Raw genomic sequence first — 14,881 nt, forward strand, 5'->3', positions numbered from 1 at the left:
CCTGATGATCGAAATTCTGAATCTTGCACTGCCGTATTTCGGGTTGATTTTCATCGGTTATGCCTGCGGCAAATACAAGCGCCTGCCGGAAGCTGGGCTGGCCTGGATGAACTTTTTCCTGCTCTACGTATCCCTGCCGGCGCTGTTCTTTAGGATACTTGCAAAGACCCCGTTCGAGGAACTTAACAATCCTCCATTTGTGATTGCGACGACGCTGGCAACAGCCAGTGCGTTCTTTTTGTCGATGTTTGGAGCGCGATTGTTTGGGCGGTTGTCCCTGCGCGAGTCCGCCATGGCCGGCCTTGGGGGAGGGTATGGAAACATCGGCTATATGGGGCCGGGCCTTGCACTCTCGATGCTCGGTGCACAGGCGGCCGTTCCTGTTGCTCTCGTCTTCTGCTTCGACACCATCTTTCTCTTCTCAATCGTTCCACTGCTGATGGTATTGACGGATGGAAAGCGAAGACCGCTGCTGCCGACAATCGGTTTGATCGCCAAACATATCCTGCTGCACCCACTGATCGTGGCGTCTTATTGCGGCGCACTCGTTGCTGCGTTCCACCTCCACCCGCCGGTGGCGATCGACGGCATGCTGCAGTTCCTGCAGAGCTCCGCCGCGCCAGTCGCTCTCTTTGCTTTGGGCGTTACGGTCGCGCTGCGCCCGTTCTATCGCGTGCCGTGGGAGGTTCCCGGCATCGTGCTGGTGAAGCTCATTGTTCACCCGCTCATCGTCTCCGGCCTGTTGATCCTGCTTGGACCTTTTCCGCCGCAATGGGCCGCGGCAGCCCTGCTGCTTGCATCGCTGCCGCCGGCGCTCAACGTTTTCGTGATCGCACGTCAGTACGATACCTGGATCGAGCAAGCGTCGGCGGCTGTTCTGGTCGGAACATTTGTGTCGGTGGTAACGCTGACGACAGTGATGTGGCTGATCAAAACCGGTGCCGTCACATTTCCTTGACGACCTACCGGTGTGGATGTGCGGTTCCGTTGCGTTAGCGCGACCGCCGGGATGGCGCGAGACCCTCACGCATGGCGAGCTTGCGGAGCGGACCAACGCTCGCCAGCAGGTGCATGCCGGCAGCTCGCAACGATTGCAGCGGCAGGAAATCGTTCAGCAGCGTGCGATTGGCCATGTCGACCATGAAGGTCCGACTGAAGATGTCAGCCCGTCTCGCGCGCTCATAACGCTGGAGCGCAGCATCGCTACCTGGGTCCTCGCCGTGTGCGAGCGTCTTTTGAACGGCATCGGCCAGATCGGCGGCGTCGCGCAATCCCATGTTCAAGCCCTGCGCACCGATCGGCGGCAGCACGTGAGCGGCTTCTCCGACCAGCGCGATCCGTTTCGCCGCCAACCGCTCGGGCTGCTCGATGGCGAGCGGGAAGACGTGGCGGCCAGGAGCCACGCTCATGCGGCCGAGGATGGAATGGCACTGGCGTTCGACGGCCTCGCTGAGCGCCTCGTCGCTCAAAGCCTTCAGGCGCGCCGCTTCAGGCGAAGTCAGCACCCAAACCACGCTTGAATGGTTGCCGGGGAGCGGCACGAAGACGCAGGGCCCGGCCTCCGTATGAAATTCCGTCGAGATGTCATTGTGCGGGCGCGTGTGCGCGACGTTCAGCGTCAACGCGGATTGATTCAACTCGCGTCGCTTGACGCCGATCCCGGCGGCCTCCCTGCACAGCGAATGACGACCGTCTGCACCCACGACAATAGCCGCCGAAAATGTGCCTTCCTGGGTCCGCACCTCGTTGCAGGATTCCCGCGCAGAAACAGTCTCCGCGTCATCGTCAATCCGGGTCAAGTGAGGGAGTTCTGCCGCGCGTTCTTCCATCGCCGTCAAGAGTGCACGGTTTTCGATGTTGTAACCGAACGCGTCCATTCCGATCTCGTCGGATGAAAACTTGACTTCAGGCGCGCGGATCAGACGGCGGGTATCGTCAACCAGACGCATCACGCGCAACGCGGCCGCCTCGTTCTGGCAACGCCGCCAAATGTCCAGAGACTGGAGAAATTCCACCGATCCGCCGAGCAGGGCGGTGGTGCGGTTGTCAGCGTAAGGGGATCGTCGCGCAACCAGGGCGGTTTTGACGCCCGCAGTGGCCAAGGCGATCGCGGTCGCCAATCCTGCGGGACCGCCGCCCACGACGACGGCTTGATAGTCATGCGAGACAGGAGAAGAAGCACTCATGAGCTATCTATGATCTCGTTTTACCGGTGTCACAATCAATTTTAGATAACCTCCTTACTAGCATTTCGGTTCAAATCAGGACACCGTTTCAAAGGTCCTTCGAGTCGCAGGTCGCGTGTGCAAATTGGACGGATTCCTGATAGGGACGGCCGCAGATGGATAAGTCCGGTCCGCAAATCGAGCCAAAGTTACCAGTGACGGCGCGCGCGCGCGCTTTTGGCGTTCATATTTTCACGGCTCTTGGCGGCGCCATCGCACTGATCGCGATGTTGGAGGCGGTGAGGGAGCACTGGGCCGCGATGTTCGCCTGGCTCGGCGTCGCGCTCATCATCGACGGTCTCGATGGGCCGCTCGCGCGTCGCTTCAAGGTGGAGGAAACCCTGCCGAACTGGTCCGGCGATACCCTCGATCTGGTGGTCGATTTCCTGACCTACGTTTTCGTTCCCGCCTATGCCATCACCGCGAGCGGATTGCTGATCCCGGTGGCGGCGCCTTTGCTTGGTGCAGCGATCGTCATTTCCGGCGCGCTGTATTTCGCCGACCGCCGGATGAAAACCGACGACAACCACTTTCGCGGCTTTCCGGCATTGTGGAATGCCGCAGCGTTTTATCTGTTCCTGCTGAAGCCGCCGCCCGCGATGGGGAGCATCATGCTCGCGGTGCTTGTTGTGCTGACATTCGTGCCGTTCAATGTGTTGCATCCGGTACGCACGACCCGGCTTCGCAAACTGAATTTGGCGCTGATCGCGCTGTGGGCAATACTGGCGATCATGACCGTTGCCGCGAATTTCGTCGTGCCGTGGTGGTTGACCGCGGCACTGTGCGCCATCGGAATCTATACTCTCTTCATTGATACGGTCATTCGAATGACTGGGTGGAATCGCGCATGATGGACTTGCTTACGAGCCCCGAGGCCTGGGCTGCACTGCTGACACTGACGGCGCTCGAGATCGTTCTCGGCATCGACAATGTGATCTTCCTGTCGGTGATCGTATCGCGGATTCCGCCGGTTCAGGCGGAGCGCGCCCGTAAGATCGGGCTGGCGCTTGCGCTCATTTTTCGGATCGTGCTGCTGAGTGCGCTGGTCTGGCTGATTGGACTGACGACGCCCGTCTTCAGCGTCGGCAAACTCGGGTTTTCGTGGCGCGACATCATCCTGATCGGCGGCGGCTTCTTCCTGATCGCCAAGGCGACGCATGAAATTCACGCCGAGGTCGAGGCAAGAGATGTCGAAGCCGACGAAAAGCCACCGGCCAGCGCATTCTTCTGGGTGATAGTCCAGATCATCATCATCGATCTGGTGTTCTCGCTGGATTCCATCATCACCGCGATCGGCATGGCACAGGATCTGGAAATCATGATTGCCGCCGTCATCATTGCGGTCGGCGTGATGTATATCTCATCAGGCCCGGTGGCGGCTTTCGTGGCCGAACATCCCACCACCAAGATGCTGGCGCTGGCCTTTCTCGTCCTGATTGGCGTCGCGCTCGTGGCCGATGGTTTCGAATTTCATATTCCGCGTGGGTTCATCTACGTCGCCATTACGTTCTCGGCGGCAGTGGAAGCTTTCAACATCATGGCCAAGCGCAACCGCAAGAAGCGGGCGCTTGCCTCTAAACAAACGGGTTAGATCGCTCTGTCACGTTGACAATTTTGCGGCTATAGCCTTCTTAAGTCGATGAAATCGACGTCGCCAAAGAGACTTTAGGGAGTGAAAAGATGACCAAGGCCGTGCGCGTGCATCAGGTCGGCGGACCGGAAGTGCTGACCTATGAGGATGTGGACGTGCCCGCGCCGGGCGCTGGAGAGGTCCGGATCCGTCAGCACGCGATCGGCCTGAACTTCATCGATACCTATTATCGCACCGGCCTTTACAAGGCGCCGACCATGCCGTTCATCGCCGGCAACGAAGGATCGGGCGAAGTGATCTCGGTCGGTCCGGGCGTGACCAATTTCCATCCCGGCGACCGTGTCGCGTATTACGTCAACCTCGGCGCCTATGCGACCGAGCGGAATGTCCCGGCGGACAAGCTGGTCAAGCTTCCTGATCACATCTCGCACGAGCAGGCCGCCGTGCTGATGCTCAAGGGACTGACCGTATTCTACCTGCTGCACAAGACCTTCAAGGTCGAGCCGGGACACCGCGTGCTCATTCACGCGGCAGCCGGTGGCATTGGCCTGTTGGCATGCCAGTGGGCGAAGGCGATGGGTGCGCACGTGATCGGCACCGTCGGCTCCGAAGACAAAGCCAAGCTCGCGCTGGCGAACGGCTGCGATCACGTCATTCTCTACAAGACTGAGAACTTCGTCGACCGCGTGAAGCAGATCAGCCGGAATGAACTGTGCGATGTTGTCTATGACGGCGTCGGCAAGGACACATTCCCGGGCTCGCTATCGTGCCTGAAGCCGCGTGGATTGTTCGTGTCGTTCGGCAACGCGTCCGGTCCGGTGCCGCCATTTCCGCTGGCTGAACTCAACAACCACGGCTCACTGTTCGCGACGCGCCCCAAACTGAACGACTATGTCGGCACGCGCCGCGAGCTGATCGAGGGGGCCGACGCACTGTTCGCCGCCGTTCTGAGCGGCACCTTGCATGTGCCGATCAACCACGCCTATGCGCTCAAGGACGCGCAGAAGGCCCACCGCGATCTGGAAGGCCGCGTGACGACGGGTGCGGCGATTTTGAAGCCCTGAGAGAGCCTATAGAAGCTCAGACGATAAAGCCTCGGTTCTGATGCGACCAGAACCGAGGCTTTCATTTTGTGTTTGGCGTATCGCTTGAAAACGCTTTGGGCCGAGCGGGATCAGAAGCCAGCCATGCTGCCGTGGAGATCGTACTGATCCGCGCTTTCGATCTTGGCCGTCACGATATCGCCGACTTTCAGCGGCCGGCGGCTGGAGACGTACACGCTCCCGTCGATCTGCGGCGCATCGGCCTTTGAGCGTCCCTTGGAGACGGTCGGGCCGACTTCATCGATGATCACCTGCTGGCGGCTACCAACTTTGCGCTTGAGACGCTGCGCAGAAATCTTCTGCTGGCGCGCCATCAACGCGTTCCAGCGCGCGGTCTTGATGTCTTCCGGCACCGGATTTTCGATCGCGTTCGAGGTGGCACCCGCCACCGGCTCGTATTTGAAGCAGCCGACGCGATCGATCTGCGCTTCATCCAGCCAGTCGAGCAAATACTGGAAATCGGAATCCGTCTCGCCGGGGAAGCCGACGATGAACGTCGAGCGCAAGGTCAGGTCGGGGCACTGCTCCCGCCACGCCTTAATGCGCGCCAGCGTCTTGTCCTGCGCGGCCGGACGGCGCATCTGCTTCAGCACTTCGGGGCTCGCGTGCTGGAACGGGATGTCGAGATAGGGCAACACCTTGCCCTCGGTCATCAGACCGATGACCTCGTCAACGTGCGGGTAGGGGTAGACGTACTGGAGGCGAACCCATGCCCCGAGCTCACCGAGCTCGCGCGACAGGTCCAAAAACTTCGCGCGGACCTCGCGGTCCTTCCACGGGCTTGCGGCGTATTTCAAATCGATGCCGTAGGCGGAGGTGTCCTGCGAGACGACCAGCAATTCCTTGACGCCTGCGGCGACCAGCTTTTCCGCCTCACGCAACACGTCATTGGCCGGTCGCGACACCAGATCGCCGCGCAGCTTCGGAATGATGCAGAAGGTGCAGCGATTGTTGCAGCCCTCGGAAATCTTCAGGTACGCATAGTGTCGCGGGGTCAGCTTGATGCCTTGCGGCGGCACGAGATCGATGTGCGGGTTGTGCAGGGGCGGCAATGCGCGATGCACGGCGTCCAGCACGCTTTCATATTGCTGCGGACCGGTGATCGACAGCACGTTGGGGTAGGCCTTTTCGATCTGCTCGGGTTCCGCGCCCATGCAGCCGGTGACGATGACCTTGCCGTTCTCGGCCATGGCTTCGCCGATCGCGCCGAGTGACTCCTGCTTGGCGCTGTCGAGAAAGCCGCAAGTGTTCACAATGACCAGATCGGCCCCGTCGTGCTTTCGCGCGAGTTCATAGCCCTCAGCGCGCAGCCGGGTGATGATGCGCTCGGAGTCAACAAGCGCCTTGGGGCACCCGAGGGACACGAAACTGACTTTTGGGGCGACGCCCTGATCCATAGCTGGCAACCAATGTTGGGAAGCGCTGGAGCTAGCCTTAAATCCTCAAAAATACAAGGGTTCTAGCCCGAGGAAGGGGTATGAACAGGAGGTTCCCCAAAGGGCGGGAGGGCGTTCGGATCGGGCATCACTGGAGCGATCAACGATGCGCTCCACCCGCTCTATTGGTGAACGCCCACAGATGGCACTAGGAAGACATCTGCCAGTCGGCGCGACGGAGCCAACGGCAGAAGACGCTTGGCCACATCGTGGCAAAATGAGCGTAGCACTCTCTCGGACGTTTAGTCGTTCCAGTTAGGGGCGCGCCGAAAGACCATCGTTGGCTACTATCCAATCAACCTCTTTGATTTCATATTCAAACTTTGCTTGCGCCTTGGCTGCTTCGACAGTTTGATGCCACGTGTCGGCTATACATTCATCGCGCTTATCTAGTCGGAGCAAGTAGAATGAACCTTCTTGCTCTACGATTTCCACCGCGCGTGGGTCCGGCAAGCTCGTCATATTGAATGCTTCCGCCGTCGTCCCGCCGCGCAAGTGAGAAGTGTTTCCGGTCACGTTTCGAATCTTTGCACGAAGTCGCATCTGGTCGCTCCACGTGGCATTTTTCTTTTGGGAGTGGGCCATTCAAAAAGTTTACATTCGTTGTCTCAGGAGCAGCCAAGTGAAGTGAAGCTGATGCGCGGCGCCCGATCCATAGATTATCCAAGTCATCTCATTCAATGAATCCGATCAAGTAATTGATCTGATAGCGAAATTCACCCACTAAGGCGGTTCCAAGTGATCATGAAATCATATCTGAAAATGGCGATGTAAATACACCAGTGCCTATGACATCTCGATTGGCGATGTTTCACTTGACGTACCCAGCGGGATTTGATTCTATATGAGCCATTGGAGTTAACCCATGGCCAAGTCTGTTCTTTCCCACGCACGTTTCCACAATGAAGAAGCCGCTTTTGCCTATGTAGAGGCAGAGCTTTGGCCCAGCGGACCCGTTTGTCCGCACTGTGAGAACGCCGATAGCAGCAAGATTGGCCGTCTTCAGGGCAAAACCACGCGCGTTGGTCTCCGCAAGTGCTATGCCTGCCGGAAGCCCTTTACGGTGCGTATCGGTACGGTTTTCGAGGATAGCCATCTTCCCCTCCGCTTGTGGCTTCAGGCTATCCATCTGCTTTGCAGCAGCAAGAAAGGCATCTCCACCCGCCAGCTTCAGCGCATTCTCGGCTGTGGCATGAAGACGGCTTGGCATCTTGGCCACCGTATCCGCCATGCCATGGCTCCCGGCGCGTCCGAGCAGCTTGGCGGCGCTGGCAAGGTCGTCGAAGCTGACGAAACCGAATTAGCGCGTTCCCGCAAGACGAAGCGGCCCGCTGGCTTCCGCCGTAAGACCCATAACCCGATTGTCGTCAGCCTTGTCGAGCGTGGCGGCGATATCCGTTCCCAGATGCTTGACCATCGGCGCGCCATGAGCGTCCTGCGCCAGCACGTTCATAAGGACAGTCGCTTGGTTACGGACACCACTTCTCGTTACAAATTCGCGCCGGTTGCCAGTCATGAAATGGTGGATCATTCCAAGTTTGAATGGACACGTGGTGACGTGCATACCAATACGCTGGAAGGCTTCTTCTCCGTACTGAAGCGCGGCCTTGTTGGCACCTATCAGCACGTCGATAAGAAACATCTTAACCGTTATTTGGCAGAGTTCGATTTCCGCCAGAATACCCGGGTGGTGCTCGGCATTGATGATGTTGAGCGTGCAAAAGCCGCCATTCGTGGTACGTTTGGGAAGCGGTTGACCTACCGGGACTCGTCCGTCTCGGTCGAGCGCGAGTAACCGATGTGGCCGAGAAAGTAACAGTTACCGTCCGCGCCTCTGGCGCTCATCCCGACGTCCTGACAGTTCAGGACGCGATGCGACAGGTATTGGATATTTTCGAACTTCTGTCTGCTGGCTCCGAAAGTGACCAAGGTGTCCAGTGGAGGCTAGCAAAGGCTTCCACGAACAGCCCATTCTATGCAGAGGGAGAGGCTGTCAGCTTTGAGCCTGCCGTGGATATTACAGTAGTGGCGCGCGCGCAAAAGCAGCTTGTTGCTCAAGGACTGCGAGAAATTGCTCACGGCCACGTTCCCGAGAATTGGGACGATGACCGGCTGAAAATTGCGAAACGTATGTATCAGCGCAATCTCAATGGCGTCGGAACAACTGACATTGATTTTGAGCAAATCGGTAAGGTCCACGTCACTCCTAGATTTGCGCAAGAAGCAATCGCCGTTCTGGCCGTAACCCCCACCTTGGGCTTGTACGATCTGCCGCACGCCAGAGAAGAAATCGGCTCTATTGAAGGCGTGTTTTCTCAACTTTCCACTTATCGCAATCGGCCCGCAATTGGCGTAACCGACGCTCGGACGAAGAACTTAACTTGGTGCGTACTAAGCGACGAATTACAAGCAAAGTTCTCTGATAAGGCTGATTTTAGAGATTTCTGGGAGCATAGCCGCGTAATCGTCAGAGGCCGCATCCGTTACGCTGCTAGCCGATCTGTCCTATACGCCCTTGCTACTGACATCACGCGGATTGAGCCCAAGGCCGTCTCCCTGACTGCAATCAGCGATAAAAATTTTACGAGCGGCTTGTCCGCTTCCGAATACTTAGATCGTTTCAGGGACGGGACGCTTGGCGGGTAGACCAAAATATTACTGGGACGCGTGCGCGTGGATTTCATTGATCCAACAAGACGCGCAACGCTTCGATTCACTTAGCTATGTGATTGAAGAAGCGAGAAGCGGAAAAGTTGAGATATGGACCTCCAATTTTACCTTGGCTGAGGTCTACAAGAGGCCGTGCGACGGCGAGCAAAAGGGGCTGGCTGTCGCCGACGATGTGTCGTTTGAAGATTTTATTCTCCAAGAGTTTGTCACTAGGGTTCAGGTAGATTTTGACGTTGGGACCTTGGCTCGTCGATTGCTCCGCACCCATCCCAAAATCGTAAAGCCGCAGGACGGGATTCATCTAGCTACCGCTCTGCTTAACAATGTCGACGAACTGCATACTTATGACCGCGAAAATCTGACCGGTCTTAGTGGCGTGATCGATCGGCCCGACGGAGTAAAGCTCAAGATTTGCGCTCCGCCGAACCGCCCCGCGCCAGTCACGCCAGTGAAAACTCCGCTGGAGCAAGCGATTGATAGACAGAAAGCGCAAGATGACAGCAACCAAGCTTCCGGCGCGCAGGGCTAAATCGGCTCTAGACGACCCAGAGCAATCCAAGCGCTTCCTAGAGGCTGCCAAGGCCGCTGAGGCTGACGAGACGCCCAAGGGAGCGGAGCGCGCCTTTAAGTCCGTGGTGAAGCCCCGGAAGCCAAGATGAGCGACTTTCGCGAGGCCCTTAAACAGCAGGGCGGGTGCGGTCTGTTCATGATAGCCGTCGGCCTCTTTATGGTCGGCGGCTTCATTTATTCCATGATCTTTGGCTTCGGGACCCCAGATAACAAGAAGTTCTTCGACGACTGCTACCGACAGCAAACCCGCCAATATTATCCCGGCGACGTGCCGGATTTTGCCATGAGAGCCGCGATTGCGGAGTGCACCAATCGACAGCGCGAACGGCTCGGGATGCCGAACACACACCTTCAAGCCAACTAACTTGAAGAAGTGCAGCCTAACTAGCTGATTTTGCTGCTGGGTACGTCAAGTGAAACATCGCCTCTCGATTTGTCATAATTCAACGCGCGAAGGCGCAAAGAGAGAAGAGTGGGATGGACGGAAGCTTCATTGAAGTGCGATCTTCCGGGGGCGTATGCTGACGGGCGATTTTGCCAGACAGACTTCCTTGCTAATTCGGTGGTCGGACAATGATGACACGGCGGGCCTTGATCGTGTCGGTGGTGACGATGCTGTCTGCCGCTGCAGTTGCTCCTTGGCTAATTTATTGGATTGGACTTAACGAAATTGAGGGCCGCCCAACGCCAGGGACGCGCACGGCCACAGCCGAGCAGGTAGATGGCTTGTTCAAGGGACTAGGGTTATCTCAACCTATTCAAATCGATCCACTCTCGCCGTACTCCTATGTTCTTCAAGGGGTACACTCAAGCGCAAGCGGTCGGCTCGGGCAGTTGAGCCCTAGTTGGATCTCCCGTCACTTCCGGCTCTTCTCAACTTGGGGGCTTTGTTACTCAGCGGCCATTTGTACTCCGCGCCGGCATCTCGCCTTGATGTCTACCCCCGAATTAACGAGTTGATTGTCGCGACGATAGCCGCCTACCGGCAACTTTTTCTATACATCCGTTGTCTCGTTCTGGTCGAGCTCACCTCGGCGATGAAAGATGCGCTCGACCGCTCATGCTGATTGAACGTTCTGCTTAACACCCACACGCGGCGCACGAGCGGATATTTTGCGACGCTCTGCAATATGTCCCGCGCAGGGGATCAGAACTGGGAGCCGACGTACCTGAGGCGGCTTACGTCGGATTGCCCCTGCTCAGGGAATTCGAGCGTCGGCGTGACATGGCCGACGAGTATGCCGGGTGTCACAGATGTCTTGATGTACTTCGTCTCGCCCGCTGCCAATTGGAACGTAACCGCATTTTCGACCTCGGTTGCCGTTGTTACGGCGTATCTTCCCGGGGGGCGGTCGACATAAGAGAACCCGCCGGGCACAGATCGGCCGACGACTTCATTGTTCATCCGAATCTCGGGCTGAACAGCTGCCCCCCCGAAATCGCCCGGCCGGGTGAAGTAGACACGGCCGTAACCCGGCTTCAATGCCGGAATCTGCAAGGGCGCTTCATTGAGACCACGTGGACTCGCGCAACTTGCCAGCAAGAATCCGACAAGCAAAAGGGCCAGCGCCCCGATTTTTGCCCCCATTATGCCCCGCCTCAATATTGGAAAGTGCCCAGTTAGCCATCGACGGAAAACAACAAACAGCCGACGATTGCATCGCTGTTTCCTCGCCCCACGCGCTCAAATAGGCATACACGCATTGATTGCGCAACGTCTTTTATGCTCCGCGAGATCTGCGACCGTGCGCGAGCAAATCGCCTCCAATGTCCATGGACGTCATCATTGCCTCGCCCCAAGCAGTATTGCCAGCAACGAGACGTGTCGTCGGATGAGCACCTCAAGATGATAGTCCGCATCGTGTCACGACCGGTAAGGCTCCGATTGAAAACACGAGTTCTGCTTCGTATCCGAAAGCCGGTATCCCGTCTTAATGACTACACGCTCTAATCGACAAGCTGAGAGCACCGGGTTCTCGCCGCATGCCTAGCTGCGCCTGCACCGGCTGAAACAGGCGATGACGATACTGCCGTCTCGATCGCCGCGGGGCTTAGCTAATCCTCGATACTGCCTTTCGCGTCCGCATTCAGGAAGCTGACCGGCGTCCCCCCGAGCGACCGGCGAGGGCGCGTGCGTTAGCAGCAATCCCTCTACAGCGGCGGCAATCGCTCTGGCGCAGCGGCAGACCCAATCCGTTAGACCATCATCAGTCCAAAACACGGACGGAGACAAACGATGATCGAAGACTGTCGCCAAGACAACGATGCAGGAGATCAACACTGTCTGGATCTCTCCGCCGAAGGCCGGGCGCGCCGCTGCGCTCTCCTTTGTCGATCCGGAGCGTGTCCACGATCTCTCAACATCCCATCAGCCTTGACCGCGCTTCCCACGCGGGACGCGCGGTCCTCCCAGGTCGTACGCCAAAACTGAACGAAGACTTTTCAAAATGGATCAGATGATCCGCAACCCTCAGCAGGAGATAAACATGAACATAAACGTGAAATCGAAGCTCGATGAGTTGGTGCCGTCGCGCTATGCGCTGAACATCGGCGACATCGAGGTGATCGTGATCAGCGATGGCGTGCTGCCGCTCCCGACACAAATGTTGGGCCACAACGCCGACCCCTCCGTGCGGGCGGCCTGGCTGAAGGATCAGTTCCTGCCGCAGGATGCTTTCGACTGGGCGCTGAACGTCGTCGTCGTACGCAGCGGCGGCAAGACCATCCTCGTCGATGCTGGACTAGGGTCCGACCCGAACTTGAACTTGCCGCGGGCGGGGCAATTGATCCACCGACTGGAGGCTGCCGGCGTCGATCTTGGGTCCGTGACCGACCTGGTGCTGACCCACATGCACATGGATCACATTGGCGGGCTGCTCGTCGATGGCGTGAAGGAGCAACTGCGCCCAGACCTGCGCATCCACGTGGCGGCTGCCGAGGTCAAGTTCTGGGAACAGCCCGACTTCACCCATACCTCCATGCCGCAGGGTTTTCCGGACGCGCTTCGCGCGGCCGCCAAGCAGTTCGCCAGCCAGTATCACAACCAGCTCCGGCAGTTCGATGAGGAGCACGAGATTGCGCCGGGCGTGGTCGCCCGTCGCACAGGCGGTCACACCCCCGGGCACAGCATTGTCCGCGTTGCGTCCGGCGGCGACGCGCTGACGTTCGCTGGCGACGCTGTGTTTACAGTCGGGTTCGACCACACTGATTGGCACAATGGTTTCGAACACGATCCCGAAGAGGCCGCGCGCGTTCGCGTCCGTCTTTTGCGGGACCTGGCTAAAACCGGTGAGATGCTGGTGGCCACGCATCTGCCGTTCCCGTCCATCGGCCGCGTGGCTGTCGATGGCGACGCCTTCCGTTTCGTGCCGGTGTTCTGGGATTACTGACCGCTTGTTGGTTTGAAACCAGGCTAGGGCGTGGACTCATAGAGCGTTCATGAGTTTACGCCCTAGTGCCGCGAATTGCGAACCCGGATGACCGCCGCCGCCTTCGGGCGGCGTTTTTCTTTTGGAGTGTGCGGGATCGCAAAGCTTACATTCGTTGTCTCCGCCGGTGACGCGGCGTAGGGCGCATCCTTCACTCCGTCAGGCCTGTTCGTGCGGGCAACATTCCCAATGCCTAGACGCCTTCACCGCTGGGAACTTCGAGGCCGGCGACATCGCCTCTAACTTGGGCATCACGCACCTCGACGCCGCGTATCGTAACCCTTTCAGCTTAATTATTGTGCAGCGCCAAATTATTAGGCGGTTGCCTGCCCGCGAGGTCACGCCGCAGGCAGTGGAACTTTCGCTGGTCGCCATAAACCCCTGCGATTGCTGGATTTGGTGCGCCGCACAAGGGTGGCACGGTCCTTGAATAGATAGTCGGAGCACGCGCTCAAGCGCGCTTTCGACGGTCGAAGGGACAGCGGATACGATGACCAGGACCACCAAACACGGAAGTAAAGGCCGCGTCATGAGCCGGCGCGCATTGCTGAAAGCCGGCGCGGGCACGGCGGCGTTGCTTGCCGCGGCACGGCTGAACTTTCCGGCAGGCGCCTTCGCGCAAGGCGCAGGCCCTGAAACGACGAAGGCCATCCTCGGCTACATCGCGCTGATGGACGCGTCACCGCTGGTGATCGCGAAGGAGAAGGGGCTCTTTGCCAAGCGCGGTGTGCCTGACGTCGAAGTCAGCAAGCAGGCGTCCTGGGGCGCGACCCGCGACAACCTCGTGCTCGGGGGTGAGAAGAACGGAATCGACGGCGCGCACATCCTGACGCCGATGCCGTATCTGATTTCGGCAGGCAAGGTCACGCAGAACAACGTGCCGACGCCGATGTACATTCTGGCGCGTCTCAATCTCGATGCGCAGGCCATCTCGGTTTCCAACGACTACAAGGCGCTCAAAGTCACCGCCGATGCATCGGCGCTGAAGGAGGCGTTCGCAAAGAAGAAGGCCGAAGGCAAGGATGTGAAGGTCGCGATGACCTTCCCCGGCGGCACGCATGATCTCTGGATTCGCTACTGGCTGGCGGCCGGCGGCATCGATCCCGACAAGGATGTCTCCACCATCGTTGTCCCGCCGCCGCAGATGGTGGCGAACATGAAGGTCGGCAACATGGATGCCTTCTGTGTCGGCGAGCCGTGGGGCGAACAGCTCGTCAATCAGGGCATCGGTTTCTCGGCCTGTTCGACCGGTGAAATCTGGTCCAAGCATCCGGAGAAGGCGCTCGGCATTCGTGCCGAGTATGCCGACAAATATCCCAAAGCGACCCAGGCCATCCTGATGGCCGTGCTGGAAGCCCAGCAGTGGTGCGACAAGCCGGAGAACCGCAAGGAGATGTCCGAGATCGTCGGCCGTCGTCAGTGGTTCAACGTGCCGGTCGCCGACATCATCGGCCGCGCCAACGGCGACATCAACTACGGCAACGGCCGCATCGAGAAAGGCTCGCCGCAGTTCATGAAGTTCTGGCAGGACCACGCGTCCTATCCGTTCAAGAGCCACGATGCGTGGTTCGTCACGGAAGACATGCGCTGGGGCAAGTTCGAGCCGACCACTGACGTCAAAGCGCTGGTGGACAAAGTGAACCGCGAAGATCTCTGGAAGGCGGCAGCGAAAACGCTCGGTGTTGCCGACACTGACATCCCGACAAGTTCATCACGCGGCAAGGAGACATTCTTCGATGGCAAGGTGTTCGATCCCGAAAATCCCGCCGCGTATCTGAAGAGTCTGTCCATCAAGCGTATCGAAGCCTGATCGCGCGCGGGCCGCTCCGCGTAGGCGACCGCGCATCACAGCTCCACG

Annotated in this window: 14 protein-coding genes; 10 read left to right on the top strand and 4 right to left on the bottom strand. The window is 58.6% G+C overall.

The features are described 5' to 3' along the window. Positions 1-4: 4 nt before the first annotated feature. A complete protein-coding gene (locus tag ACP0KA_RS24800) occupies positions 5-958 on the top strand; it encodes an AEC family transporter (protein ID WP_424631357.1) in 954 nt (317 codons plus the stop codon). Between the two features lie 34 nt (positions 959-992). Here the strand turns inward: ACP0KA_RS24800 and ACP0KA_RS24805 are convergent, their stop codons facing one another. Further along, positions 993-2,186 carry a UbiH/UbiF family hydroxylase gene (locus tag ACP0KA_RS24805; protein WP_424631358.1) on the bottom strand — a complete coding sequence of 398 codons (1,194 nt, stop codon included), beginning with the start codon at positions 2,184-2,186 and terminating at the stop codon, positions 993-995. A gap of 155 nt (positions 2,187-2,341) precedes the next feature. Between ACP0KA_RS24805 and pcsA the strand changes: the two genes are divergently transcribed. From pcsA to ACP0KA_RS24820, 3 genes are all read left to right on the top strand, one after another. Next, entirely contained in the window at positions 2,342-3,076 is a 735-nt protein-coding gene (gene pcsA, locus ACP0KA_RS24810) for a phosphatidylcholine synthase (protein WP_424631359.1), read from the top strand. Beyond that, positions 3,073-3,816, top strand: a complete 744-nt coding sequence (locus ACP0KA_RS24815; RefSeq protein WP_424631360.1) for a TerC family protein — start codon at positions 3,073-3,075, stop codon at positions 3,814-3,816. The genes pcsA and ACP0KA_RS24815 overlap by 4 nt, the downstream gene beginning before the upstream one ends. Positions 3,817-3,905: 89 nt before the next feature. Next, on the top strand, positions 3,906-4,880 hold the full coding sequence (locus tag ACP0KA_RS24820; RefSeq protein WP_424631361.1) for a quinone oxidoreductase family protein: 975 nt from the start codon (positions 3,906-3,908) through the stop codon (positions 4,878-4,880). Between the two features lie 110 nt (positions 4,881-4,990). Here the strand turns inward: ACP0KA_RS24820 and rimO are convergent, their stop codons facing one another. Together rimO and ACP0KA_RS24830 are read right to left on the bottom strand one after the other, a co-directional pair. After that, a complete protein-coding gene (rimO, locus tag ACP0KA_RS24825; protein WP_424631362.1) occupies positions 4,991-6,316 on the bottom strand; it encodes a 30S ribosomal protein S12 methylthiotransferase RimO in 1,326 nt (441 codons plus the stop codon). Positions 6,317-6,610: 294 nt separating this feature from the next. Further along, a complete protein-coding gene (locus ACP0KA_RS24830; protein WP_424631363.1) occupies positions 6,611-6,898 on the bottom strand; it encodes a hypothetical protein in 288 nt (95 codons plus the stop codon). A gap of 322 nt (positions 6,899-7,220) precedes the next feature. On the opposite strand from ACP0KA_RS24830, the gene ACP0KA_RS24835 reads away from it, so the two are divergent. From ACP0KA_RS24835 to ACP0KA_RS24850, 4 genes are all read left to right on the top strand, one after another. After that, positions 7,221-8,150, top strand: a complete 930-nt coding sequence (locus tag ACP0KA_RS24835) for an IS1595 family transposase (protein WP_424631364.1) — start codon at positions 7,221-7,223, stop codon at positions 8,148-8,150. A 5-nt stretch (positions 8,151-8,155) separates the two neighbouring features. Continuing rightward, positions 8,156-9,001: a hypothetical protein gene (locus tag ACP0KA_RS24840; protein WP_424631365.1), complete on the top strand. Its 846-nt coding sequence runs from the start codon at positions 8,156-8,158 to the stop codon at positions 8,999-9,001. Then, positions 8,991-9,554: a type II toxin-antitoxin system VapC family toxin gene (locus tag ACP0KA_RS24845; protein WP_424631366.1), complete on the top strand. Its 564-nt coding sequence runs from the start codon at positions 8,991-8,993 to the stop codon at positions 9,552-9,554. The genes ACP0KA_RS24840 and ACP0KA_RS24845 overlap by 11 nt, the downstream gene beginning before the upstream one ends. 126 nt (positions 9,555-9,680) lie before the next feature. After that, positions 9,681-9,959 carry a hypothetical protein gene (locus tag ACP0KA_RS24850; RefSeq protein WP_424631367.1) on the top strand — a complete coding sequence of 93 codons (279 nt, stop codon included), beginning with the start codon at positions 9,681-9,683 and terminating at the stop codon, positions 9,957-9,959. A 783-nt stretch (positions 9,960-10,742) separates the two neighbouring features. On the opposite strand, the gene ACP0KA_RS24855 is transcribed toward ACP0KA_RS24850, so the two are convergent. Continuing rightward, a complete protein-coding gene (locus tag ACP0KA_RS24855) occupies positions 10,743-11,183 on the bottom strand; it encodes a DUF2846 domain-containing protein (protein WP_424631368.1) in 441 nt (146 codons plus the stop codon). A gap of 859 nt (positions 11,184-12,042) precedes the next feature. On the opposite strand from ACP0KA_RS24855, the gene ACP0KA_RS24860 reads away from it, so the two are divergent. Beyond that, positions 12,043-12,984, top strand: a complete 942-nt coding sequence (locus tag ACP0KA_RS24860) for an MBL fold metallo-hydrolase (protein WP_424631369.1) — start codon at positions 12,043-12,045, stop codon at positions 12,982-12,984. A 529-nt stretch (positions 12,985-13,513) separates the two neighbouring features. Next, complete coding sequence (locus tag ACP0KA_RS24865; protein WP_424631370.1) at positions 13,514-14,833, top strand: CmpA/NrtA family ABC transporter substrate-binding protein; 1,320 nt, start codon at positions 13,514-13,516, stop codon at positions 14,831-14,833. Positions 14,834-14,881: the final 48 nt, after the last annotated feature.

The sequence above is a fragment of the Bradyrhizobium sp. SYSU BS000235 genome (assembly GCF_049747295.1).
Classification (GTDB): Bacteria; Pseudomonadota; Alphaproteobacteria; order Rhizobiales; family Xanthobacteraceae; genus Afipia.